We start from the raw sequence: 23054 nt of genomic DNA, 5'->3' as shown, positions 1-23054 counted from the left end.
CCGCAGGGAGCTGGCGGTCAGCTCGCATGGCCGCCTGAGCGCCCGTCTCCTGCGGCATCACCCGCAGGAGACCCTGCTTTATGCGAAGCGCAGGCAGGGCGAGATGGAGCGGCAGCTGAAGCAGGCGGTGACAGGAATGCTCAAGGAGAATTCTCAGCGGCTGCATTCCAGCATACGTCAGTTGGATGCCCTGAGTCCGCTTAAGGTCATGGCCCGAGGGTACAGCCTTGTCTATGATGAACAGCATAAATCGTTAATCAAATCATTAAATGATGTTGAACCAGGGGATATGGTCAAGATCAAAGTTACGGATGGCGAGTTGGATTGTCAGGTATGGGGCATGAGCCGGGAAGGAGATGAGAACAATCATGACAGATAAACAGGAAATGAGCTTCGAGGAAGCGATGAATCAATTGGAGACGATCGTAAATCAACTGGAGCATGGAGATGTTCCGCTGGAGAAAGCGATCGATCTGTTCCAGCAAGGCATGCAGCTGTCGCAGCTGTGTGGTCAGAAGCTGGCACAGGTGGAGCGCAAGATCGAGATGATTGTGGAGGAGGACGGCGAGATCCGAAAGCAGCCGTTCATTCCGCAGACAGAGGAGAGCGAGACGCTTGGGTGATACATTGATAGCACATTATATCGAAGAAATTTCCGGCTTGGTCACTTCTCATCTGCGCACCATCTTCCCTGCAGATTGGGAGATTCCCACCAATCTGCATGAATCCATGCAGTATTCCTTAATGGCGGGAGGCAAACGCCTTCGTCCGCTGCTGGTAATTGCCGCCGCGGAATCGCTGGGCGGCAGTCGCGAGGCTGCTTTGCCTGTGGCCTGCGCCGTGGAAATGGTACATACCTATTCGCTGATCCATGACGACTTGCCGGCGATGGATGATGATGATTTTCGGCGCGGCAAACCGACCAATCATAAAGTATTCGGCGAAGCCATGGCAATACTCGGCGGTGATGGGCTGTTGACCCACGCCTTCTATAGCGTTGTTGAAGCGCATCGCAAACACGGAGTTCCGGCGGAAGCTGTGCTCTCCATCGTAGAGGAACTGTCGCAATTCTCAGGTCCGGCCGGTATGGTCGGGGGACAAGCTGCGGATATGGAAGGTGAACAAGGGATAACCGGCCTGGAACAGCTTCAATATATTCATAAGCATAAAACTGGAGATTTGATCGTATTCTGTCTCAAGGCTGGGGGGCGGATTGCCGGAGCTTCGGCAGCACAACTGGAAGCGCTTGAAACCTATGGACGAAATATAGGGCTCGCTTTTCAAATCCAGGATGATATTCTTGATCTGGTTGGCGATGAGAGCAAGCTGGGCAAGAAAACTCAGAGCGATGTGAAGCAGCAGAAGGTAACCTATCCTTATTTTATTGGACTGGATGCCTCTAGAGCTGAAATGGAGCGACTTACGGCCGAAGCCAGACGGATTGTGTCGACGGGCTTGATCGGCGAACCGGACAGATTGCTGCAGATTGCTGATTATCTGCTGCGCAGAGACCATTAAATTGCAGGATAATTTCATGAATTTGAGATTCCTATGGTATAATGTAGACTATTATCAACAATGAGAAATCCAGTTTAGGAAGCGGGGAAAAATAATGCTGCTTTCGCAAATAAATGATCCGTGCGATCTGAAGAAATTATCTGTCGATCAACTGCCGACTCTTGCTGAAGAGGTGCGGCAATTTCTGATCGAGAAATTGTCGGTGACCGGCGGACATTTGGCATCCAATTTGGGTGTAGTTGAGTTGACGATTGCTCTTCATTATTGCTATAACAGTCCAAAAGATAAATTTATATTTGACGTTGGCCATCAGGCGTATGTGCATAAAATATTGACCGGCCGGATGGATCGCTTCGACAGTCTGCGCCAGCACAATGGCTTATGCGGCTTTGTCAAGCGCAACGAAAGTGAGCATGACGTATGGGAAGCAGGACATAGCAGCACTTCGTTATCCGCTGCCATGGGGATGGCGCTGGCCAGAGATCTCAAAGGCGCGGACAATAAAGTCGTAGCCATTATCGGTGACGGTGCTCTGACCGGGGGAATGGCTTTTGAAGCATTGAACCATATCGGTCATGAGAAGAAAGACATGATGGTTATTTTAAACGATAACGAGATGTCGATCGCTCCGAATGTCGGTGCGGTTCATAATTATTTAACGAAAATCCGCTCGGACCGTAATTACTTGCGGGCCAAGGATGAAGTTGAACAGCTGCTTAAGAAAATTCCCGCCATCGGTGGCAAATTAGCCAAGACGGTGGAGAAATTTAAAGACAGCCTGAAATATATGATGTTATCGGGCATTTTGTTCGAAGAGCTTGGATTTAAATATTTGGGGCCGGTGGATGGTCATGATGTCGAAGGTTTGATTGAGGCCTTTACCCAGGCTAATAATGTAAAAGGCCCTGTGCTTGTCCATGTCTTGACGACTAAGGGCAAGGGTTATTCTCCGGCGGAGAAGGACTCCTTTAAATGGCATGGAATTAGCCCATACAAAATCGAGTCCGGTCAACTTCTGAAAGCGGTTGGCAATCCGACTTATACCGATGTCTTTGGTCAGACCCTGATTGAACTTGGCGAACAGGATGAACGGATTGTAGCCGTCACTCCAGCAATGCCAGGCGGCTCGGGACTAGTTAAGTTTGCCGAACGGTTCCCGGACCGTATGATAGATGTCGGCATAGCTGAGCAGCATGCGGCCACGATGTGTGCGGCCTTGGCCATGGAAGGCATGAAGCCTGTATATGCTGTCTATTCGACGTTTATGCAGCGAGCTTACGACCAGATTGTACATGACATTTGCCGCCATAACGCTAACGTGATGTTTGCGATTGACCGCGCAGGCTTTGTCGGGGCAGATGGTGAGACGCATCAAGGTGTATTTGACATCGCATTTTTGCGCCATGTGCCAAATATCGTACTGATGATGCCAAAAGATGAGAATGAACTGCGTCATATGATGAAGACGGCGCTTGAATATAATGACGGGCCCATTGCTTACCGTTATCCGCGAAGCGGGGTTCCGGGAGTACAGCTTGATGAGGTATTGACTCCGATTCCAATCGGAACCTGGGAGACCGTGCGAGAAGGAGATGGACCGATCATAATTGCTGTAGGTCCGATGATTCAAATCGCTGAGGAAGCGGCAAACACATTGAAGCGCGATGGGATTTATTTGAATATCGTCAACGCGCGCTTCATTAAGCCGCTCGATGAGACCATGCTGCTGCAATTGGCGAAGTATAACAGACAGATGATTGTGATGGAGGAAGCCTGCGATGCAGGAAGTCTGGGCAGCGCTGTACTGGAGTTCTACGCTAAGCAGGGGATCGCAGGCCTGGATATTAGCCTCATGGGCATCCCTGATCGCTTCATCGAGCACGGCAGTGTGAAGGATCAGCTTCAGGAGGTTGGTCTGACGGCGGATAAGCTGGTTGAGAAGGTCCGCAGCTATCGGGCCGGACAGAAGTTTGCTTTTACCCAAAAAGCGAATCAATAACTGACTAAGCTCTATCCGGTTAATAAACCTCGCGAGAGATGATTTTTGTATCAGTCAGGAGAATTACATGTCAGTATCCAAGGAAAGATTAGATGTCCTGCTTGTTGAGCAGGGGTATTTTGACAGTAGGGAAAAAGCAAAAGCGGCCATTATGGCCGGGTTAGTCTATAGCGGGACACAACAGCTAGAAAAGGCTGGAACGAAGATTCCGCGAGATACGGCGTTATCGGTTAAAGGAGCTGTCCATCCTTATGTTGGTCGAGGCGGCTTGAAGCTGGAGAAGGCGCTGAAATGGTTCCAGATCGAGATGACCGGCCGTGTCATGCTTGATATCGGTTCTTCGACAGGCGGGTTCACGGACTGCGCCTTGCAGCATGGAGCCAGCTATGTCTATGCTATTGATGTTGGCTACAATCAGCTCGATTGGTCGCTGCGTAATGACGAGAGGGTGAATGTGAAGGAGCGGACCAACTTCAGGTATATGACCCCTGAGGATCTGGACGGTCCAATCCCGAATTTTGCCAGCATTGACGTTTCTTTTATATCGCTCAAGATCATTCTTCCGCCGCTTCTCGAACTGCTGCAGCGTCCCGCTGATGTCGTCGCACTGATTAAGCCGCAATTCGAAGCCGGGCGTGAGAAGGTGGGCAAGTCCGGTGTCGTTCGGGACCCGAAGGTCCACATCGAAGTGCTGGAGCAGGTCCTTGAAGAGGCGCTCGGCCTTGGATATGCGCTGCAGGGACTGACTTACTCGCCGATTACTGGCGGGGAGGGGAATGTTGAATTTTTGGCGCATCTGCGCCTGACTGAAAATTCAGTCCAGGAGGCTGATTCCGAAGCAATCTTGAAGCTTGCCCGTCAGGTGGTTGAGGAAGCTGGAGCAGTGTTCAGTGTGAACCCGTCGAAATGACGGGTTTTCATTTTTTTGTGGATTAGCGGAGGATTATATTGAAAACAGAACAGATGTTCCCTATAATAGGAGGTAAATAAAATGTTGCCTTCATGACAGGAGCTGGCCTTCATTTCGTCGAATTAATCTCTGAGGTGATTTCGGATGGGAGATTACTCTGACGGTTTATTGATGCTGCTGATTACGGGAATTATTCTGTTCTTGATTTACCGGACTTTTCGTTCCTGGGTACGCAAGCCTTTTACACTCAGATCCGGCATCGGATTTGAGATGAACGAGGAGATTCTGGATCATCCGGCGGTAAATATGCTGGAACAGGCAGGTTATGAGGTCCTCAGCGACAAGCTGAAGGTTCCATTAACCTTTAAGGTGGATGAACAAGTTTTTCACAGCCGTCTGTTTATCGACTATATTGTCGTCAAGAATAGGGAATTCTATATTGTTAGAACCTCCCGAGAACGATTGCCCATCGAGTGGACAGGCAGCGGCATGCGTAAGGATTTTCTGAGCTTCCTGCTGCTGTATCCGGATTGCGCCGGGGTCTTGTATATTGATTTGGAGCAAGAGACCATCCGGGAGATCGTCTTGACAGCAGGAGAATCCGAAGAGGATGAAATAGCCAATGAATGAACATGGAGGATGTTATGAAAGGTCAACGACATATTAAAATAAGAGAAATTATTTCAAATCGGGAAGTTGAAACACAGGATGAATTGGTCGAAGCGCTTAGGGAATCCGGCTTTCAGGTTACCCAGGCTACAGTATCCCGCGACATCAAAGAATTGATGTTGATTAAGGTTCCTACAGATGACGGTCGTTATAAATATTCGTTGCCGACGGCACAGCGTTATAATCCGATCCAGAAGCTGCAGCGCGCGCTGGTCGATAGCTTCGTAAGCATCGATCATACCGGCAATCTGGTGGTCATCAAATGCTTGCCGGGGACGGCCAATTCGGTTGCGGTTCTGCTCGATAATATGGAATGGCCGGATCTTCTTGGAACGATCTGCGGAGACGATACAATTTTAATGATCTGTCGGGACGAAGCGTACAGCCATTTTGTAATCGACCAAATTATGGGTTTTATTTCCTGATTTGTGATATTGCCTTAATTGGGAAAGGGGTTGTCGTGCGTTGTTAGTCCATTTATCGATCCGGAATTTGGCGGTTGTGGAGGCAGTAGACGTCAAATTTCATAATGGATTTCATGTTCTTACCGGTGAGACAGGTGCAGGTAAATCGATCATTATCGATGCTCTGGGTCTTTTAGCTGGAGGCCGCGGCTCTGCGGATTTGATTCGCTATGGCTGCGAGCGAGCGGAGATGGAGGCTTCCTTTGACCTGCCGCCAGCTCATTCGGTATGGACCACACTTGCGGATTTCGGCATTAGTGCAAGTTCAGAGGAGCTATTGATCATTCGTCGTGAGATCAGTGCCCAGGGCAAGAGTACTGCACGAATCAATGGTCAGCTTGTCAATTTGTCCATGCTGCGCGAGGTCGGGGAGCAATTAATCAATTTACATGGACAACATGAGCATGGAACCCTGCTTCGACCGGAGCTGCATCTGGGACTGCTGGATGCTTATGGGGCTGAGGCAATCCGTCCTGTTAAGGCGAAATACCAGGATACATACTCTGCCTATGCTAAAGTCGATAAGGAATATAATGATCTTCGCAATACCAGTCAGCAAGCGCTGCAGATGCTCGATTTGTATCGCTTTCAAATTGAAGAGATCGCAGCGGCTGGATTAAAAGCTGGTGAAGATGAATTATTACTGGAGGAAAAGAACAAGCTATCCCATAGTGAGAAAATGATGGACTCGATATCTCTGGCTTATGATCTGCTTTATGGGTCCCAAGGATTGGAAGCTGTTGCGAAGGCATTAGCCAAACTGAATGACGTTGCAGGCTTCGATCAACGCGGTATCGGCCCGATGCTGGAGCAACTGCAAAGCGCTTATTATCAGCTTGAGGATGCCTCCTATAGTCTGCGTAATTACAGGGATAATATTGAATTTAATCCCGAGCGCCTGGAGGAAGTGGAGGATCGGCTTGATCTGCTGTCTTCCCTGAAGCGCAAGTATGGTGACAATGCCGAGGATATTTTGGCTTATTATAATAAGATTCTCCAAGAGACGGAGACGCTGGAGAATAAGGATGAATTGCTGGATAAGCTTGAAGCCAAACGTGAAGAGCTGCTGAAGCAGCTGCTTGATGAGGGCGAGCAGCTGAGCACTGTGCGGCGCCGGATGGCGGAGGAGCTTGCTGCTCAGATCGAAATAGAGCTTAAGGAACTGCAGATGGAGCGGACTTCATTTAAGGTGAAGCTGGATTGGAATGAAGACACTCAGGGCGTAGATTGGCTGGGCAGAAAGATCCGTCCTGGCCGTCATGGTATCGATGTTGCCGAGTTTCTAATATCGCCCAATCCGGGGGAACCCTTGCGTCCTTTGAGCAAGATTGCTTCCGGCGGGGAATTGTCGCGGATTATGCTGGCGATGAAGAGCATCTTCGCTCGTCATGATAATGTTCCTGTACTTATATTTGATGAAGTGGATACAGGGGTGAGCGGGCGTGCCGCCCAGTCGATCGCCGAGAAGCTGTTCCGCTTATCGAGAACATGCCAGGTCTTCTCCATTACGCACTTGCCCCAGGTAGCGTGTATGGCGGATCAGCAATATTTAATCGAGAAGATCGTAGCGGATGGGCGGACCATGACTCAGATCGAGGAGCTTAGCGAGGAAGGGCGCGTAAATGAATTGGCCCGCATGCTTGGGGGCGTCGAGATTACTGAGAAGACGCAGCATCATGCCCAGGAAATGCTTAAGCTGGCTGCGGCTCAAAAGGATTCAATTTGAGGCCGGAACAATGATTGACAGTAATAAAAGACCTGCCCCAGGGTATCTTATAGGTACGCAATTGGCGACCACCTTTTCGTCAAGCGAAGAAGCTAAAGGGAGTGTGACAGCCATTGAACCCGAACCTAACCAAGAGATTACTCGGTCTTTTATTTGCCTTTTTCTTATGTTTTCTCGGTTCAACCGCGGTAAATGGACAATCCTTCAATTTGCCGGATGAGCTGCGCTTGTTCCAGGGGCAGGGTACACAGCTAAATTTAGCTTTGCCCGTACAGGCATCTGTTAGCGTTGATCGACCCGATGTGCTTACGCTAAATGGGCAGGCAGTTCCAACGATGACAGTCTCCCTAGGCGAACCGCTCAAGCTGGATAGTGTCGGCAGCGGTGAAGCAAATATCCGCATGAAATTATTCGGACAAATTCCTCTCAAGACCGTGAAGGTTAATGTAATCCCTGACTTGAAGGTCATCCCCGGAGGGCAGACGATCGGAGTGAAAGTGAAATCCGCAGGCATCCTTGTCGTAGGTCATCATCAGGTAGCAACGAACCATGACAAGTTATCCCCTGGTGAAGTGGCCGGACTGAAGACAGGTGATTTAATTACCCATTTGAATGGCGTCGAATTAAAGGATGTCAAAGATGTTGCGATTATTGCAGACCAAGCGGGCAAGAAAAACCAGCCGATTAAAGTTACTTACAAGCGCGGCGGAAGAACTTATACGACATTGCTTACTCCCGCTTTTGACAATCAGGATCGTTCCTGGAGGATTGGGTTGTATATCCGCGACTCAGCTGCAGGTGTTGGAACATTAACTTTCTACGCGCCCAAGCATGGGGTATATGGAGCTCTGGGACATGTCATTACCGATATGAATACCCAGACCCCGATTGTCGTAGGCAGTGGGCAGATTTTGCAATCCAGCGTAACGTCGATTTCCAAGAGCGAGAGTGGAGAGCCTGGAGAGAAGCGAGCTCATTTTATTAAAGAAGGAAAAACTCTTGGAACCATTGAACGGAATACTCCATTTGGCATCTTCGGTAAAATGGGCGAAAATCCTGAACATAGTGTCTATAAAGACGGGATCCCTGTTGCTTTTTCTGAAGAAGTAAAGGAAGGACCGGCAGAAATTTTAACCGTTGTTGAAGGGCAGAAGGTGGAGAGGTTTAAAGTCGAAATCATTCATGTATCCCGGCAAAATGCTCCGGAGACCAAAGGATTGGTGCTGCGTATTACAGATTCGCGCCTGATCGAGAAGACCGGAGGAATTGTACAAGGAATGAGCGGCAGCCCTATAATCCAGAATGGCAAGCTAATCGGTGCAGTAACCCATGTCTTTGTGAACGATCCGCGTTCGGGTTATGGTTGCTTCATCGAATGGATGCTGCAGGATGCAGGAGTTCTTAAGCATAAACCAACTTACCAGGATCTTAAGGCTAGTTAGCCTTAGGATCTTTTCTTTAGAGGAAAATTGTGTTGTTGGACAGGGATAATACAGCTCCGGGGCGATAAATATTTTGTCGCTGGCGAGAGGTGTTTTATGCAAAGCTTTGTCGAAATTAATAAAAAGTTATCGCAATCTGTAAATAAATAATATATTATATCTTAAACGAATAAAAAATTAAAGAAAAAAATTTTTCGACAGAAGGAATTTACTTTCGCATGTCGAATCCTTAATCTGGAAGAGAAAGTAAGTTAATAATTTATTCAAGTACTTAAGGAGGACGTCGTCAGTGCAGAAAATTGAAGTGTTGTTGGCGGATGATAATCGGGAATTTACGAATTTGCTCGGGGAGTACATCTCGGAGCAGGACGATATGATCGTCTCGGGAATTGCTTATAATGGCGAAGAAGTGCTGGAGATGATCGACAACGCTTCTAAAATTCCGGACGTGTTGATTCTGGATATTATCATGCCGCATCTGGACGGTCTGGGCGTATTGGAACGGTTACGCGAAATGAATTTGACTCCGCAGCCCAAAATTATTATGTTGACCGCTTTTGGTCAGGAGAACATTACGCAACGTGCTGTACAGCTTGGAGCATCATACTACATCCTTAAGCCTTTCGATATGGAGGTTCTCGTCAATCGTATTCGTCAATTGGTGGGCGTATCGGCGGTAACAATGGGGACAACGCCATCCTCATCCTTCAGCAAATCGAATGTTGTTCCAATTGGCAAAGGCAAAAACTTGGACGCGAACATAACAACTATCATACATGAGATCGGGGTGCCTGCGCATATTAAGGGATATCAGTATCTGCGCGAGGCCATTACAATGGTTTACAATAACATTGAAATCCTGGGAGCCATTACGAAAACTCTGTATCCAGCGATCGCTGAGAAATTCAAGACGACACCTTCCCGTGTGGAACGCGCCATCCGTCATGCCATCGAAGTTGCTTGGACGCGCGGCAACCTTGACTCCATCAGCCACCTGTTTGGCTACACCGTTAACATCAGCAAATCGAAACCAACTAACAGCGAATTCATCGCGATGGTAGCAGATAAGCTGCGGATTGAGCATAAGGTGTCTTGAAAGGGTAAAGAATAGGAAATACCGCTCTTTATCGGCTCCTTCGGAAACCGATAAAGAGCGGTATTTTTATGACGAATTCGATCTAAGAATAGGCGAACATGGAGTTGACTTGCCAATCCCACCCTGCCGTTCTATACTGACTCATATACTTTATAACGTCGTTTTTTATACAAAGGTAGGGATTGGGATATGAATACAGCGCAGTTTCAGCAGTATGTTAGAGAGTACAGCAAGGAGAAGGGCTTTGAGTCGAGCAGTATTGAACAGCGGATGCTTTATTTGATGACCGAAGTAGGGGAGCTGTCGAAAGAAGTTCTTGAGGTGTCCTTCGATCCTGCAGCAGAGAAGAAAGAGAACCTTGGCTTTGAGATGTATGATGTCGTCTGGAATATATTCGATTTGGCCAACAAGCTGGGAATCGATCTGGATCAAGCTTTTAAGAAGAAAATGAAGATTAACGAACAGAGGACTTGGGGGTAGCTACGGCTAGCTATGGCTAACCGGGTGAATCGGTATCTGTGTCCGAAATACATAACGTCAAGAGGCCGGTAGTGGAGCTTGGCGTTTTTTTATTTTTATGAGGTCGGGTGACTTGCTTAAGATTTGCATGTTATGATAAATGGAAATATTAAACAGGGGAGATGTCGGTGGCTTTTTATGTGAAGTATAGGGATCAGGAAACCGATAGCGAGAAGGAGATCCGGTATATTGTCAGGTCGTCGGCTGAATCAGAGGCTGAACGGTTGCGAGAAGAAGGGCAATTGGACGTTATCGTAATGGATGAGATGCGTAGGAATATTAAAAAGTATGAACCACGCAATTTGGTTTCGATGATTTTATTCGCGTTTGGAATTGTGTTGATTATTTTGTCGCTAGTGATCGGAATGATTATAGGTATTATGGACAGTCGTCTAAGCAAGGGTCTCAGCTTATGGAATGCGCTTGTTTATTGGATTTATGGTGGGGCTGCCGGCTTTTTATTCATTGGCATCGCTGAGATTATTACATGGCTGCAGCGGATCCACGCCGCTATTCAGAAGTCTGAGGGGAAGCCGGAGTAATACACTGGACCAGGTGGAAATGTAACTGATCTTTCAGCGCTCTTTTATCTCTTATGCTACAATAAATAAGTGAAATCTCGTCAGCATCATATGAATAGCTATATTAGTGTAAATGGGAGGACGAAGGACGTTGGAAGAGACAAAGGAGATTCAAGCGAGGCTTGAACAATATAGAGATAGATTGGAACAGTTGGATGAAAAAGTTCATAACAAGCAGTGGATCGGAGAATTAATCGATCAGCTGCAGCAGTTGGAAGAGGAAAATAAGCGATTGAAGAAGACGATTCTTCGTCTCTCGGCCAAGCATAATCCAAGGATGTCTACCAAGTTGAAGGATGCTTTGTATGAGTGATCGATTTTTATGCAAGCTGTTATTAGACTATAAAAAAACTCTTTCCCAATGCGTACATAAATTACAGCAGGGAGAGAGTTTTTTGTTTAAGTCCGGGTCGCAATGGGAGCAGAGTGATCGGTTACTCCGTGACGGTACCTTTCTTGTGGCGCTTGCCATAGCCGCGTTTGCGGTCGCGAAAATAAATCCAGCCCGCCAAGAAGCTGATGCCAGCTGCAAATAGCAATAACCCCACAATAAAATTCAACCAGTCGAAGGTAGGGGCGGCCAAGGCGTCATTGCCATGCTGGGAATAATAAAGGAAAACAGCATCCTTGATTTTCAAAAAGCCGATCATAGCTGCGATGCCGGGAATGACCAGAATAACAATCGCAATAAAACGGGAGATCATCAGCTTCATCGTATATGTATCCCTTTCCTTTCGCGAACAGTAATGAATTGGAATTATTCTAATCATACCTTCTTCTTAGGATTCTGTCTATTTACAAGCCTGATTTGTAATCATTCAAAAACGAGGTAAAATGTAGAATATAGCAAATGTAATTATTCGAAATAGAATGGTGGAGATATATTTATGGCGATAACATGTGACGTAGCTGTGCTTGGTGGAGGGACGGGCGGATATATTGCCGCAATTCGTGCCGCGCAACTGGGTAAAGAGGTCGTAATTATAGAGCAGGACAAGCTGGGGGGAACCTGCCTTCATCGCGGTTGTATTCCTAGCAAGGCGCTCCTCCGCAGCGCGGAACTATATTCGCAAATGAAGGATAGCGCCAGCTACGGCATCGAGACGAGCGGCTTGTCGCTGGTATTCCCGAAGGTGCAGGAGCGGAAGCAGGCGATTGTAGATCAATTATATAAAGGTGTTCAGTATTTGATGAAAAAAAATAAGATCACCGTTATCCAAGGGAAAGGCCGGGTGATCGGTCCTTCTATTTTCTCGCCAAAGAGCGGCGCTGTTGCGGTCGAGTTGAATGATGGAGAAATGGAGACAGTTGTTCCGACCAATTTGATTATCGCGACCGGATCGCGTCCGCGCAGCCTGCCAGGGCTTGTTCCTGATGGAGAGCATATTCTGAGCAGCGATGAGGCGCTCCTGCTGGAGGATTTGCCTGAATCCATGATCATCGTAGGCGGCGGCGTCATTGGCGTTGAATGGGCTTCTTTGCTTCAGGATTTCGGTGTCCATGTTACTGTAGTTGAAGCGGCGGGACAACTGCTGCCTGCCGAAGACGAAGAGGTGGCCCGCGAGCTGCAGAAACATTTGCTTAAGCGGGGAATTAAAGTGCTGACAGGTGTCAAGGTATCGCCGGATACCTATGCTGTGATGGACGGCCAGGTACATATCTCGGCCCAGCAAGGGGAACAGACGATTGAATTACAAGCGGACAAGCTGCTCATTTCGGTTGGAAGACAAGCTAATGCCGAGAATATCGGCCTGGAAAATACGGATATTGCGTTGAGCAACGGGTTTATCCGCGTCAATGAGCATATGCAAACAACGGAGCCGCATATTTATGCGATCGGCGACTGCATCGGCGGTTTGCAGTTGGCTCATGCAGCCAGCCATGAAGGTTTGGTTGCCGTGCATCACATGGCCGAAGAAGAGTTACATTATGATGAGAACCAAGTCCCACGCTGTGTGTACAGTCGACCGGAAGTGGCATCTGTGGGTCTAAGCGAGAAGGAAGCTAAAGCTAAGGGCCATGAGGTTAAGATTGGCAAAGCTCCATTCTCGGTGATCGGCAAAGCGCTGGTACACGGTGATAAAGAGGGCTTTGTAAAAATCGTGACCGATGCGAACAGCCAGGATATTCTTGGTGTTCAAATGATCGGGAATCATGTTACAGAGCTGATTAACCAGACTGCAATGGCGGCCATCCTGGATGCTACACCTTGGGAACTGGGGCAAGTGGCCTTTGCTCATCCTTCGCTGTCCGAAATTATCGGGGAAGCGGCGCTGGTTGTAGACGGCCGAAATATCAACTTTTAATTTCCCCTAACGAAACATGGTATCGCTATTTGGCTCCAAATAAGCTGCAAAACATTTTAACGAAACGCGGTATCGTTATTTTGGCTATTTGGAGCTTAATGCCTGAAATTCTCGCTAATAACGATATGGTGTTTCGTTAGATTTTATTTGCCGCTGTTTTTGAGGTAATAACGATCTGTAGTTTCGTTAAAATCTGCCCCACTTGGCACCCTGATTCCATATCGCGCACTAACAGGCTTTAGGTTCATCTAATCTAATTGCATGGTATTGTTCTGAGTATCAGAAGGGTGGAAACCGGCTTTTCGAACAAGTGCTTTTAAATGTTTTCTTTTTGCCGGGAAAAGGTTTATAATAAGGTTAACCCAAGTCTTAGTACCAGGTTTTAAGATAAGGCAACATAAGACGTTATAAGATACGGGAACCATATGAAGGAGGTAACTCCATGAACGCAAAAAACTCAGTTCAAACGAAGCCAAGACATGAGCAGCTCGGATTATCAGAAACCGCAGTAGTAGACATGTATAAATATATGGTGCTCGCTCGTAAATTCGATGAGCGCTGCTTATTGCTCCAGCGAGCAGGCAAGATTAATTTTCATGTTTCCGGCATTGGCCAGGAGAGCACACAGATTGCTGCAGCGTTTGCGCTAGATCGTGAACGCGACTATTTTCTTCCGTATTATCGGGACTACGGATTTGTACTTTCCGTTGGCATGACCTTAAAGGAATTAATGCTGTCAGCCTTTGCCAAGGCGGATGACCCGAACAGCGGCGGTCGGCAAATGCCGGGCCATTTTGGCAGCAAACGCCTGCGTATCGTAACTGGCTCCAGTCCTGTAACGACACAGGTTCCGCATGCGGTTGGTGTAGCATTATCGGCGAAAATGCAGAAGAAGGATATCGTCTCCTTCGTAACCTTTGGCGAAGGCTCCAGCAACCAGGGGGATTTCCACGAAGGGCTTAACTTCGCTGGTGTGCAGAAGCTGCCGGTTATTTTTCTGTGTGAGAACAACCAGTATGCGATCTCTGTACCGATCAAGAAACAGCTTGGTGGCAAGGTAAGCGATCGTGCGCTTGGCTACGGATTCCCGGGAATTCGTGTGGATGGCAATGATCCCCTTGAAGTATACCGGGTTGTGAAGGAAGCGCGTGAGCGTGCAGTCCGCGGCGAGGGGCCAACCTTGATTGAAGCGATGATGTACAGACTCTCTCCGCACTCGACCTCGGATAACGATCTGGCTTATCGTACCAAAGAGGAAGTCGATGAGAATTGGAAGAAAGACGGCCTCCCAAGAATGAAAACTTATTTAATGGAATGCGGCTTATGGAGCGAGGAGCAGGAAGCAGCGCTAGCGGAGGAAATCAAGCAAGAGCTTAAATTAGCCATTGATGAAGCTGAGCGCGCTTCGTTCCCGAACCCCGAGGATACGCTGCTGCATGTATACGCGAACGATGGGGAGGGACAATGAGATGCCGGTAATGGAATATGTGGATGCGCTTCGCCTGGCTATGCAGGAAGAGATGGAGCGCGATGAACGAGTCTTTGTACTGGGGGAAGATGTTGGCGTCAAAGGCGGCGTGTTCACTACGACGAAAGGGCTGCAGCAGCAGTTCGGCGAAGAGCGGGTTATCGATACGCCGCTGGCTGAATCCGCGATTGCTGGTGTAGCGATTGGAGCGGCGATGTACGGTATGAGACCGATCGCCGAGATGCAATATTCCGACTTCATGCTGCCTGCTACGAACCAGATTATTAGTGAGGCTGCTAAAATTCGGTATCGCTCGAACAATGACTGGGATTGTCCGCTCGTGGTTCGCGCACCGATCGGCGGCGGTATTTTCGGCGGATTGTATCACTCCCAATGTCCGGAATCGATCTTCTTCGGTACACCGGGACTGAAAATTGTAGCTCCTTATTCAGCGTATGATGCGAAAGGGCTGCTGAAGGCTGCAATTCGCGACCCTGATCCGGTGCTGTTCTTCGAGAATAAGAAATGCTACAAGCTGATCAAGGGCGATGTTCCGGAAGAGGATTATACGGTTCCACTGGGCAAAGCCAACCTGCTTCGCGAAGGCGAGGACATTACAGTGATCAGCTACAGCCTGCCGCTTCATTTCGCCATGCAGGCTGCGGAGGAGCTGGAGGCTGAGCAAGGCATCACTTCGCATATCCTGGATTTGCGTACCCTTCAGCCATTGGACCTAGAAGCGATTATCGCTGCGGTCAAGAAGACCGGGAAAGTGCTGATCGTTCACGAAGACAACAAGACAGGCGGCATTGGGGCTGAAGTATCGGCGATTATTGCTGAGGAATGTTTATATGATCTCGATGCTCCGATCCAGCGGTTGTGCGGGCCGGACGTGCCAGCGATGCCGATTAATCCGCCGATGGAGAAGTTCTTCATGCTGAACAAAGACAAGTTAAAGGAAGCAATGCTTCAATTAGCGCTATATTAAAATATGCTGTTCAAAAAGGCCGATTTTTCTGCACCAGAAGGTTGGATGAAGCTAAACGAATGGGCCGAGCTGCAGTTTCGGAGAAATGACTTCGTAAGGATAGGCTTGCAGGATGATGTGAGCCTCTGTGATATTTCCGAAGGAGACATATAACTTCGACTTGCACTGGCTTAGCCTAGGCTGAACTTAAAGATCCGATGCCGAATAGCCTCCCGATTTTCTTCGTGTTAGATATAGATTTATAGGCTTTCAGCGGAAGCTGACAAGAATTCTATATCGCAAAGAAAACAAACTTAAAGTCGCGGTCAGCTCATTCTAGAGTTACTTCGATACTTTTTCTTAACAAATCGGACTTTTTGAACAACCTCTAAATGGGAGTGAGAGCATGTTCAAGAAAGTAATGAATGATATTGTGATGCCGCAATTGGCAGAATCGCTCGTATCGGCTACGGTCGGCAAATGGCTTAAGAAGCCGGGCGATCCTGTAGAGCAATATGAACCAATCTGCGAAGTCATTACCGATAAAGTAAATGCTGAGATTCCGTCGACTCTGGACGGGATTATGGGTGAGCTTCTCGTACAGGAAGGCGAGGAGATTGCTGTAGGAACGATCATCTGCCGGATTGAGACAGAGCAAGCCGTGTCTGCTGCGGAGCAGGAGTCGCAAGCGGCTGAATCTGTACAAGCTACCGCAGGCGCTTCCGTAGATAACGGCGATTCACAGCGAGCCAGATACTCGCCTGCAGTTCAGACCTTAGCGGCTGAACATGGTATAAATCTTCAAGCGGTTCCAGGCACAGGGCTGGGCGGCAGAGTGACGCGCAAGGATGTATTGCATTACATCGAGAACCAGGGCTCTGCTAATGCGGCCACCGCGGCTCCGGCGGCCTCGCAATCGGTACCTGCAACGCAGCCTCAGACTGCACCTGTACAAGCTGTAGTAACGCCAGGTATTATTCCTGCGGCTCCCGCTTCAGAGCCTGTACGTCATTCAGGCCTGCACCTAACCGAGACCCCGCGCATTCCGACGATCGAAGTAGAGGGCGGACGCTCCGAATACTTCATTGATGTTACGCCGATTCGCAATACGATTGCGACCCGGATGCGTCAGAGCGTATCGGAGATTCCGCATGGTTGGATGATGATCGAGGTCGATGTAACCAGCCTTGTACAGCTTCGCAATAAGCTGAAGAACGAATTTAAGCAAAAGGAAGGCATCAACCTGACTTATTTGGCCTTTGTTCTTAAAGCCGTTGTTGGTGCGATTAAAGACTATCCGATTATGAATTCCGTCTGGGCGGTCGACAAGATTATCGTCAAGCGGGACATCAATCTGTCTCTGGCCGTTGGTACTGAAGACTCTGTGTTAACTCCAGTCATCAAAAATGCCGATCAGAAGAGCATCGCCGGTCTTGCCCGGGAGATCGATGAGTTGGCTTCCAAGGTTCGCGCAGGCAAATTGAAACTGGACGATATGCAGGGCGGGACTTTTACCGTGAACAATACCGGTTCCTTCGGTTCAATCCTGACACAGCCGATTATCAATTATCCGCAAGCCGCCATCCTGACCTTCGAATCCATTGTGAAGCGTCCGGTGGTGATCAATGATATGATTGCGGTTCGTTCAATGGCGAATCTGTGTCTGTCACTGGATCATCGTATTTTGGATGGCGTCATCTGCGGCCGGTTCATGCAGCGCGTGAAGGACAATATCGAAGGCTTTACGCTGGATACGCAAGTTTATTGATTCTTCTGGGGGACACCATCATGAACAAACCATTATTAGCAAGCTATACTCCGATGATTGAATACAGGGAAGCTTGGGATAAGCAAAAAGAATTAGTAAAAGCGATCAGCGATGGACAGCAGCAGGAGCACCTGCTGCTTCTTCAGCATCCGCCGACTTATACGATTGGCTCTCAGCAGCATCCTGAGCACTTGCTGCTCAGTCCAGAGCAGTTGCAGGAGCAGGGGATCTCACTGGTCCAAATCGACCGTGGCGGGGACATTACCTATCATGGACCGGGCCAATTAGTGGGGTATCCGCTATTGCTGCTCGATGGTGAGAATGGCCTTGATCTCCACGGTTATTTGCGTAATCTCGAACAGGTGATTATTAATTATTTGGCCCAGTTTGGAATCGAAGGGTCTAGAAAGCCGGAATATACCGGTGTCTGGGCCGGAAATGTCAAGATTACAGCGATTGGCGTCAAGTTCAATAAATGCCGTCATCGTCGCGGCTTTGTTACGAGTCACGGCTTTGCTTTTAATATCAAATCCGGCATTCAGAACGAGGGCTTCCAGGGGATAATTCCGTGCGGAATTCAGGAATTCGGGGTCACTTCGCTGGAAGATGTCACGGGCCAGACCTTTACGGTTGAACAAGTGGCCCATGACATCATTCCTTATTTTAATGAAGTCTTCGGTTATGAGGCGATATGGGAAGATGCTAACGCATGAGCAGAGGTTCAAGCAGTGCAAACAGTGTAGAACCTACCATGGCAAACAACATCAGATAGACTACGATTTTTAACCATTTTTTAGACATACCTTAACTCCTTTTAAATATAGATTTGTTAAAGTTGGTTTACCTTCTATAATATCGTAAACGCGAAAGAGAGGAAAGTCCAATGATCAATAAGGAAAGATTGATTCAACTCTTCCTGGAATTGGTCCGCATTGACAGCGAGACGAAGCATGAGCGGGAAATTGCCGATGTTCTGATTCATAAATTTACGGAACTGGGACTTGAAGTTGTTGAGGACGATTCTATGGCCAAAACGGGACATGGTGCCGGAAATCTGATCGCGACTTTGAAGCCGAGCGTTCAGACCAATGCCGAGCCATTTTTGTTCACGAGTCATATGGATACGGTCGCTCCCGGAGCAGGAATTAATCCTATCGTTGGGGAGGATGGCTGGATCCGCAGTGACGGTACGACGATTCTTGGCTCTGATGATAAGGCTGGTGTAGCCTCATTGCTGGAGGTCATTCAAGTGCTGCGCGAGCGCAATTTACCGCATGGGCAAATCCAGTTCGTTATCACCGTAGGTGAGGAAATGGGCATGACAGGCTCTCGGGCGCTGGATACTGGCTTGCTTGATGCCAAATTTGGCTTTGCCTTTGATTCCAACGGGGATGTAGGCACGATCTGTGTAGCTTCTCCTTCCCGTGCCCTCATTACGATCGATATCTATGGGAAATCGGCTCATGCCGGGGTGAATCCGGAGGATGGCATCAGTGCGATCCAAGTGGCAGGCAAGACGATTGCGCGTATGACGCTTGGACGGATTGATGAGGAGACTACAGCGAATATCGGCAAGTTCGAAGGCGGGGGAGAGACGAATATCGTCCCTGATCATGTGAAGCTATATGCCGAGGCGCGCAGCACCTCGCAGGCGAAGCTGGAGCGACAAATTGCCGGAATGAAGGAAGCGGTGGAATCGACCTGTCGGGATTATCATACCAAGGGAGTCTTTAACAGTACGATCGTATATCCTTCCTTTCACCTCTCCGAGCAGGAGCCAGTGGTTGTTCTGGCGCAGCAAGCAGCAGGGAAGCTGGGACTGTCAGGCACAACATTTATGTCGGGTGGCGGCAGCGACGCCAATATCTTCAATGGACTGGGCATTCCAACTGTAAATCTGGCTGTTGGCTATGAGGACATTCATACGACACGTGAACGGATCAAGGCTGAGGATATTGTGAAGACTGCTGAGTTGGCTTTGGAGATCATTGCACAGACCGTAAAATAAAAATAGTAATCAACGACAAAGAAAACCGTTCAACAGCCGTTAAGGGCTTATGAGCGGTTTTGTTTGATGTTGGCGTTTAAATGCTCCGGCAGATTACTTCTTTGTTTGTCAGTCCCTGTCGAATGCCAATGCGTTTGCTCGACTAAAGCCAGCGTGTCCAAAAATCCGTGAATATACTTCTCGATTTTAAGCCGTTCATCCTGATCCGGGTGGTACAATTCCATCCGCCTTCTCAGTCGCAGAACCTTCTCCTGGAGACGGCAGGCGGCTGCGCCATAACGCAATGAAGCCATGGAAGGGCAGGTTTCAGCCAAGGCGGTAAAGATCGCAGCGGCTTCTTCATAACGGGTTTGATCATACAGAATTTCTCCGTATATCCTGGCGGCCTCCTGATAAGGAGCCTTAGGGGGAAGCAGCTTATGCTCTATTTCGAGGAGGTGCTGCTCCGCCAGTTCTCTATAACCTGCCTCATAGAGGCTGGAAATCAGGACGCATTGTAACACCGGGTCGCTGTTACCGGTCAGCTTAGCGGCTGCATTCAACATGCCGGATGACACGGAGTACTGAATAAGCTCGGAGCGGTCAAAATAATTATATTCAGGCACCTCTGCAGAATCGCTAGTGCTTTCCAAGCGGGTAAGCATTGAATTTAGTTCTTCTGTGCGCTCCAAATCCGGAATATCAGACGTGCTATCTAATTGCGGCGGTCTGTGTGCCATTATTCATTCACCTCTTTTATATTCTACTATTTGTTGGCCCGCGTTCGAATAAAATCTCTAACTTTGGCGGATTTTCCTGCTTCTTTTTGCCATTGGTTGAGCATAATACGAACTTGCCAGGCTTTGCCTTGAACACGAACTGATTTTTTTGAAAAATAGCTTTTCATGAGCGCTGCTCCTTTACATGGAGGTTTGGTATAATAAACCATATGTCCGAAGCGGACAAGTTATGAGTGACTTAATGAAGGATCGAATATTTCATGAGGAGGATCATAGATCATATGACAGATAAACTGATGGAGAAGACCATTTCGACTGAGCCGGTTTTTAAGGGGAAGGTAATTTCATTACAGGTGGATACAGTAGAACTACCGGACGGAAGCACAGCTACGAGGGAGATTGTGAAGCATCCCGGAGCAGTGGCCGTGCTCGCTTTTCACAATGAAAGGCTGCTGATGGTTGATCAATTCCGCCAAGCGATGGGCCGCTGTGAGCTGGAAATTCCAGCAGGTAAGCTGGAGAAAGGTGAAGAACCGATGGAGGCTGCTGCCCGTGAGCTTCAAGAGGAAACCGGCTATCGCTGCGAGCGTATGACGCATCTGCATTCCTTCTATACGGCTCCAGGCTTCTCAGATGAGATAATTCATCTGTATTTAGCCGAGGAGTTAACGAGCGGGGAGATGTCGCCCGATGAGGATGAATTCCTTGAGGTCTACGAGGTTAGCTTTGAAGAAGCTCAGCAATATCTCGCTGAGGGGCGAATTGCTGATGCCAAGACGATGGTAGCCTTTTATATCTGGCAGCAGCGCAGGCTGACTCAGCAGGCAGGGAAGTAGATGGCAATGAATAGCTCAAATGAAATGAACCACGCAAACCTCTCCTCATATTTTGCTGATTTGCATATTCATATTGGCAGAACCGAAGCGGGGGATCCGGTGAAAATCAGCGGCAGCCGTAACCTCACGTTTGCCAATATTGCTAAAGAAGCTGCCGAGCGCAAAGGAATTCAACTGGTCGGCATCATCGATTGTCATTCACCTGGTGTTCAAGCGGATATCATAACCAGCCTGGAGCAGGGGCAAATGCAGGAGCTTGCAGATGGTGGCATCGCATACGAAGGGACGACTCTGCTGCTCGGCAGTGAATTGGAAATCAGGGAGCCAGGCATGGGGCCGGCCCATCTGCTCGTATTTTTTCCGTATTTCGAGACGATGCGTTCCTTCACAGAATGGTTGAAGCCAAGGATGAAGAATGTCCAGCTTAGCTCGCAGCGGGTATATGTGCCTGCGCGCGAACTGCAGGAAGAAGTGTATCGGCGGGGCGGATTGGTCATCCCTGCGCATATTTTCACACCGCATCGGAGTATATACGGAAGCTGTGCTCCGCGAATTTCAGATGTGCTCGATCCCGGATTGATCAGTGCGGTTGAGCTGGGCCTGAGCGCAGATTCAGAGATGGCCGGGTTGATCAGCGAGCTGGATCAATACACGATACTAACAAACTCGGACGCACATTCCTTGGGCAAGATTGGCAGGGAGTACAATAAAATGATGTTGCAGGCCCCGACTTATCGGGAGTTTGAATTTGCCCTCCGCGGCAAGGACGGAAGAAAGGTTGCCGGCAATTACGGTCTCAACCCGCGGCTTGGGAAGTATCATCGCACATACTGCGGCAGCTGCAACTACATCATTGATGAAGCGGAAGTATCGGTGGATCGTTGTCCATATTGCGGAAGTACCAAGCTTGTACGGGGGGTTCTGGACCGAATTCAATCGATCGCCGACCGTAGAGAATCGAGTATACCGGAGTTCAGGCCGCCGTATCATTATCAGGTCCCGCTGGAATTTATCCCGGGCCTGGGGCCGTCGAAGCTTAATCAGCTATTGGCGGTGTTTGGTACGGAAATGAATATTTTGCATCATGTCTCCAAGGAGCAGTTGTCGGAGGTCGTTGGTGAAGAATTGGCAGACAAAATATGCGCTGCCCGCGCCGGTACATTGCATCTTCAGGCTGGAGGCGGCGGGATATACGGCAAGGTTGTGCAAGAATAGCAGGACATGCTGGAACTTAAGCATAAGGGAGCGGACTTCTTCATAGCTTGTATTATCAGGATAATCAAGGTTACATCTTGAATCCTCAGAGATATTGAAGCTGGATTAGAAGGGGGCTCCCAATGCTGCAACCAATTCGTCACTCCTTACGGGATCAGACACCGTTATATGTATTTGTCAGTGTATTATTTTTGATGGGGGTTGTGTTCGGCGCACTGATGGTCAATGCCTTAACATTAGAGCAGCAACAGGATTTGTCTCGCTATTTGGGGGACTTTTTCGTATCGGTGAACGATGGAGGAACTTCATTCCAGACCTTATCCTTCTGGGCAGTAGCAAGCCTGCATTTGAAGTGGCTGGGCTTGATCTGGCTACTGGGTCTTTCGGTTATCGGATTGCCGGGAATTCTTATTCTTGATTTTCTTAAGGGAGTTCTGATCGGCTTTACGGTAGGATGTCTGGTCGGACAGTTCACATGGAAAGGTCTGCTGTTCGCCATTGTGTCCGTCGCCCCGCATAATTTGATCGTTATCCCGGCACTGCTGATCGCGAGCGTAGCCGCGGTGGGATTTTCATTAAGCATTATTCGCAATCGGGTGCTTTTGCATCGCAGCGGAAGTGCGGCCAGGCCCTTCTTTTCGTATACTTCGCTAACGCTGGCTATGGCGGCGATCCTGCTGGCTATTTCCACCTTTGAGACCTGGATATCTCCCGAGCTCATGAGCTGGGTGACCCCGCTATTGATATAGGTTCTCACTCTAGCAAAATGTTTGACTTTGTTGATTAACTCCCCCTATAATGAAAGAAGCGAATTATTAAAGCAGCTTAATGTCGGCGATGCTT

Annotated in this window: 26 protein-coding genes; 22 read left to right on the top strand and 4 right to left on the bottom strand. The window is 48.5% G+C overall.

The genetic code is table 11. The features are described from left to right. The 13 genes from BN1360_RS26065 to BN1360_RS21015 form a co-directional block, all read left to right on the top strand. The coding region (locus BN1360_RS26065; protein WP_324254283.1) for an exodeoxyribonuclease VII large subunit at positions 1–379 on the top strand (379 nt) is incomplete at its 5' end. Further along, positions 369–623, top strand: coding sequence for an exodeoxyribonuclease VII small subunit (gene xseB / locus BN1360_RS21070; protein ID WP_068781817.1), 255 nt, complete (start codon positions 369–371; stop codon positions 621–623). The genes BN1360_RS26065 and xseB, both read left to right, overlap by 11 nt. Then, positions 616–1518 carry a polyprenyl synthetase family protein gene (locus BN1360_RS21065; protein WP_068781816.1) on the top strand — a complete coding sequence of 301 codons (903 nt, stop codon included), beginning with the start codon at positions 616–618 and terminating at the stop codon, positions 1516–1518. Before xseB ends, BN1360_RS21065 begins: the two co-directional genes overlap by 8 nt. Positions 1519–1612: 94 nt before the next feature. Next, the gene (gene dxs / locus BN1360_RS21060; protein WP_068781815.1) at positions 1613–3517 is read left to right on the top strand and encodes a 1-deoxy-D-xylulose-5-phosphate synthase; all 1905 of its coding nucleotides are present in this window, start codon (positions 1613–1615) and stop codon (positions 3515–3517) included. A gap of 67 nt (positions 3518–3584) precedes the next feature. Further along, a complete protein-coding gene (locus BN1360_RS21055) occupies positions 3585–4427 on the top strand; it encodes a TlyA family RNA methyltransferase (protein WP_068781814.1) in 843 nt (280 codons plus the stop codon). Between the two features lie 144 nt (positions 4428–4571). Next, positions 4572–5057 carry a hypothetical protein gene (locus BN1360_RS21050; protein ID WP_068781813.1) on the top strand — a complete coding sequence of 162 codons (486 nt, stop codon included), beginning with the start codon at positions 4572–4574 and terminating at the stop codon, positions 5055–5057. A 14-nt stretch (positions 5058–5071) separates the two neighbouring features. Further along, complete coding sequence (gene ahrC, locus BN1360_RS21045; protein WP_068781838.1) at positions 5072–5521, top strand: transcriptional regulator AhrC/ArgR; 450 nt, start codon at positions 5072–5074, stop codon at positions 5519–5521. A 40-nt stretch (positions 5522–5561) separates the two neighbouring features. Further along, positions 5562–7286: a DNA repair protein RecN gene (gene recN / locus BN1360_RS21040; RefSeq protein WP_068781812.1), complete on the top strand. Its 1725-nt coding sequence runs from the start codon at positions 5562–5564 to the stop codon at positions 7284–7286. A 113-nt stretch (positions 7287–7399) separates the two neighbouring features. Then, positions 7400–8728, top strand: coding sequence for a SpoIVB peptidase (spoIVB, locus tag BN1360_RS21035; protein ID WP_068781811.1), 1329 nt, complete (start codon positions 7400–7402; stop codon positions 8726–8728). Positions 8729–9017: 289 nt separating this feature from the next. Next, a complete protein-coding gene (gene spo0A, locus BN1360_RS21030) occupies positions 9018–9824 on the top strand; it encodes a sporulation transcription factor Spo0A (RefSeq protein ID WP_068781810.1) in 807 nt (268 codons plus the stop codon). Between the two features lie 189 nt (positions 9825–10013). After that, positions 10014–10304: a MazG nucleotide pyrophosphohydrolase domain-containing protein gene (locus BN1360_RS21025; RefSeq protein ID WP_068781809.1), complete on the top strand. Its 291-nt coding sequence runs from the start codon at positions 10014–10016 to the stop codon at positions 10302–10304. Positions 10305–10471: 167 nt separating this feature from the next. Further along, positions 10472–10885, top strand: a complete 414-nt coding sequence (locus BN1360_RS21020; protein ID WP_068781808.1) for a hypothetical protein — start codon at positions 10472–10474, stop codon at positions 10883–10885. Between the two features lie 130 nt (positions 10886–11015). Beyond that, a complete protein-coding gene (locus BN1360_RS21015; protein WP_229521068.1) occupies positions 11016–11237 on the top strand; it encodes a hypothetical protein in 222 nt (73 codons plus the stop codon). Positions 11238–11358: 121 nt separating this feature from the next. On the opposite strand, the gene BN1360_RS21010 is transcribed toward BN1360_RS21015, so the two are convergent. After that, positions 11359–11637, bottom strand: a complete 279-nt coding sequence (locus tag BN1360_RS21010) for a DUF2627 domain-containing protein (protein ID WP_068781806.1) — start codon at positions 11635–11637, stop codon at positions 11359–11361. Between the two features lie 174 nt (positions 11638–11811). Between BN1360_RS21010 and lpdA the strand changes: the two genes are divergently transcribed. From lpdA to lipB, 5 genes are all read left to right on the top strand, one after another. Continuing rightward, on the top strand, positions 11812–13230 hold the full coding sequence (gene lpdA / locus BN1360_RS21005) for a dihydrolipoyl dehydrogenase (protein WP_068781805.1): 1419 nt from the start codon (positions 11812–11814) through the stop codon (positions 13228–13230). A 442-nt stretch (positions 13231–13672) separates the two neighbouring features. Continuing rightward, positions 13673–14698: a thiamine pyrophosphate-dependent dehydrogenase E1 component subunit alpha gene (locus BN1360_RS21000; RefSeq protein WP_068781804.1), complete on the top strand. Its 1026-nt coding sequence runs from the start codon at positions 13673–13675 to the stop codon at positions 14696–14698. Position 14699: 1 nt separating this feature from the next. Next, a complete protein-coding gene (locus tag BN1360_RS20995) occupies positions 14700–15686 on the top strand; it encodes an alpha-ketoacid dehydrogenase subunit beta (RefSeq protein WP_068781803.1) in 987 nt (328 codons plus the stop codon). A 385-nt stretch (positions 15687–16071) separates the two neighbouring features. Then, entirely contained in the window at positions 16072–17433 is a 1362-nt protein-coding gene (locus tag BN1360_RS20990) for a dihydrolipoamide acetyltransferase family protein (protein WP_068781802.1), read from the top strand. Between the two features lie 20 nt (positions 17434–17453). Continuing rightward, on the top strand, positions 17454–18146 hold the full coding sequence (gene lipB, locus BN1360_RS20985) for a lipoyl(octanoyl) transferase LipB (protein ID WP_068781801.1): 693 nt from the start codon (positions 17454–17456) through the stop codon (positions 18144–18146). On the opposite strand, the gene prli42 is transcribed toward lipB, so the two are convergent. Next, positions 18136–18234, bottom strand: coding sequence for a stressosome-associated protein Prli42 (prli42, locus tag BN1360_RS20980; RefSeq protein WP_082790156.1), 99 nt, complete (start codon positions 18232–18234; stop codon positions 18136–18138). The genes lipB and prli42 overlap by 11 nt on opposite strands. A gap of 82 nt (positions 18235–18316) precedes the next feature. Here prli42 and BN1360_RS20975 point away from each other — a divergent pair, with 82 nt between their 5' ends. Beyond that, positions 18317–19441, top strand: coding sequence for a M20/M25/M40 family metallo-hydrolase (locus tag BN1360_RS20975; RefSeq protein ID WP_068781800.1), 1125 nt, complete (start codon positions 18317–18319; stop codon positions 19439–19441). Between the two features lie 47 nt (positions 19442–19488). On the opposite strand, the gene BN1360_RS20970 is transcribed toward BN1360_RS20975, so the two are convergent. Beyond that, positions 19489–20160: a tetratricopeptide repeat protein gene (locus BN1360_RS20970; protein ID WP_068781799.1), complete on the bottom strand. Its 672-nt coding sequence runs from the start codon at positions 20158–20160 to the stop codon at positions 19489–19491. Positions 20161–20186: 26 nt separating this feature from the next. Beyond that, positions 20187–20327 (bottom strand): Z-ring formation inhibitor MciZ, encoded by a 141-nt coding sequence (gene mciZ, locus BN1360_RS20965; RefSeq protein ID WP_082790155.1) that lies wholly within the window; start codon positions 20325–20327, stop codon positions 20187–20189. Positions 20328–20441: 114 nt separating this feature from the next. Between mciZ and BN1360_RS20960 the strand changes: the two genes are divergently transcribed. The 3 genes from BN1360_RS20960 to spoIIM all read left to right on the top strand — a co-directional run bounded on the left by BN1360_RS20960 (position 20442) and on the right by spoIIM (position 22960). Continuing rightward, positions 20442–20996: an NUDIX domain-containing protein gene (locus BN1360_RS20960; RefSeq protein WP_195714290.1), complete on the top strand. Its 555-nt coding sequence runs from the start codon at positions 20442–20444 to the stop codon at positions 20994–20996. A 6-nt stretch (positions 20997–21002) separates the two neighbouring features. Continuing rightward, positions 21003–22211, top strand: coding sequence for an endonuclease Q family protein (locus tag BN1360_RS20955; RefSeq protein ID WP_068781837.1), 1209 nt, complete (start codon positions 21003–21005; stop codon positions 22209–22211). Positions 22212–22333: 122 nt separating this feature from the next. After that, positions 22334–22960, top strand: coding sequence for a stage II sporulation protein M (gene spoIIM, locus BN1360_RS20950; protein ID WP_179014156.1), 627 nt, complete (start codon positions 22334–22336; stop codon positions 22958–22960). Positions 22961–23054 lie beyond the last annotated feature (94 nt).

Source organism: Paenibacillus sp. GM2, assembly GCF_900069005.2.
GTDB lineage: Bacteria > Bacillota > Bacilli > Paenibacillales > Paenibacillaceae > Fontibacillus.
This window is presented reverse-complemented; position numbering and strand designations above follow the sequence as displayed.

Coding starts and splice junctions, on each gene's coding strand:
- xseB (WP_068781817.1), top strand. CDS start 369: ATGACAGATAAACAGGAAATGAGCTTCGAGGAAGCGATGAATCAATTG.
- dxs (WP_068781815.1), top strand. CDS start 1,613: ATGCTGCTTTCGCAAATAAATGATCCGTGCGATCTGAAGAAATTATCT.
- BN1360_RS21055 (WP_068781814.1), top strand. CDS start 3,585: ATGTCAGTATCCAAGGAAAGATTAGATGTCCTGCTTGTTGAGCAGGGG.
- BN1360_RS21050 (WP_068781813.1), top strand. CDS start 4,572: ATGGGAGATTACTCTGACGGTTTATTGATGCTGCTGATTACGGGAATT.
- ahrC (WP_068781838.1), top strand. CDS start 5,072: ATGAAAGGTCAACGACATATTAAAATAAGAGAAATTATTTCAAATCGG.
- BN1360_RS21025 (WP_068781809.1), top strand. CDS start 10,014: ATGAATACAGCGCAGTTTCAGCAGTATGTTAGAGAGTACAGCAAGGAG.
- BN1360_RS21010 (WP_068781806.1), bottom strand. CDS start 11,637: ATGAAGCTGATGATCTCCCGTTTTATTGCGATTGTTATTCTGGTCATT.
- lpdA (WP_068781805.1), top strand. CDS start 11,812: ATGGCGATAACATGTGACGTAGCTGTGCTTGGTGGAGGGACGGGCGGA.
- BN1360_RS21000 (WP_068781804.1), top strand. CDS start 13,673: ATGAACGCAAAAAACTCAGTTCAAACGAAGCCAAGACATGAGCAGCTC.
- BN1360_RS20995 (WP_068781803.1), top strand. CDS start 14,700: ATGCCGGTAATGGAATATGTGGATGCGCTTCGCCTGGCTATGCAGGAA.
- BN1360_RS20990 (WP_068781802.1), top strand. CDS start 16,072: ATGTTCAAGAAAGTAATGAATGATATTGTGATGCCGCAATTGGCAGAA.
- lipB (WP_068781801.1), top strand. CDS start 17,454: ATGAACAAACCATTATTAGCAAGCTATACTCCGATGATTGAATACAGG.
- prli42 (WP_082790156.1), bottom strand. CDS start 18,234: ATGTCTAAAAAATGGTTAAAAATCGTAGTCTATCTGATGTTGTTTGCC.
- BN1360_RS20975 (WP_068781800.1), top strand. CDS start 18,317: ATGATCAATAAGGAAAGATTGATTCAACTCTTCCTGGAATTGGTCCGC.
- BN1360_RS20970 (WP_068781799.1), bottom strand. CDS start 20,160: ATGGCACACAGACCGCCGCAATTAGATAGCACGTCTGATATTCCGGAT.
- mciZ (WP_082790155.1), bottom strand. CDS start 20,327: ATGAAAAGCTATTTTTCAAAAAAATCAGTTCGTGTTCAAGGCAAAGCC.
- BN1360_RS20960 (WP_195714290.1), top strand. CDS start 20,442: ATGACAGATAAACTGATGGAGAAGACCATTTCGACTGAGCCGGTTTTT.
- BN1360_RS20955 (WP_068781837.1), top strand. CDS start 21,003: ATGAATAGCTCAAATGAAATGAACCACGCAAACCTCTCCTCATATTTT.
- spoIIM (WP_179014156.1), top strand. CDS start 22,334: ATGCTGCAACCAATTCGTCACTCCTTACGGGATCAGACACCGTTATAT.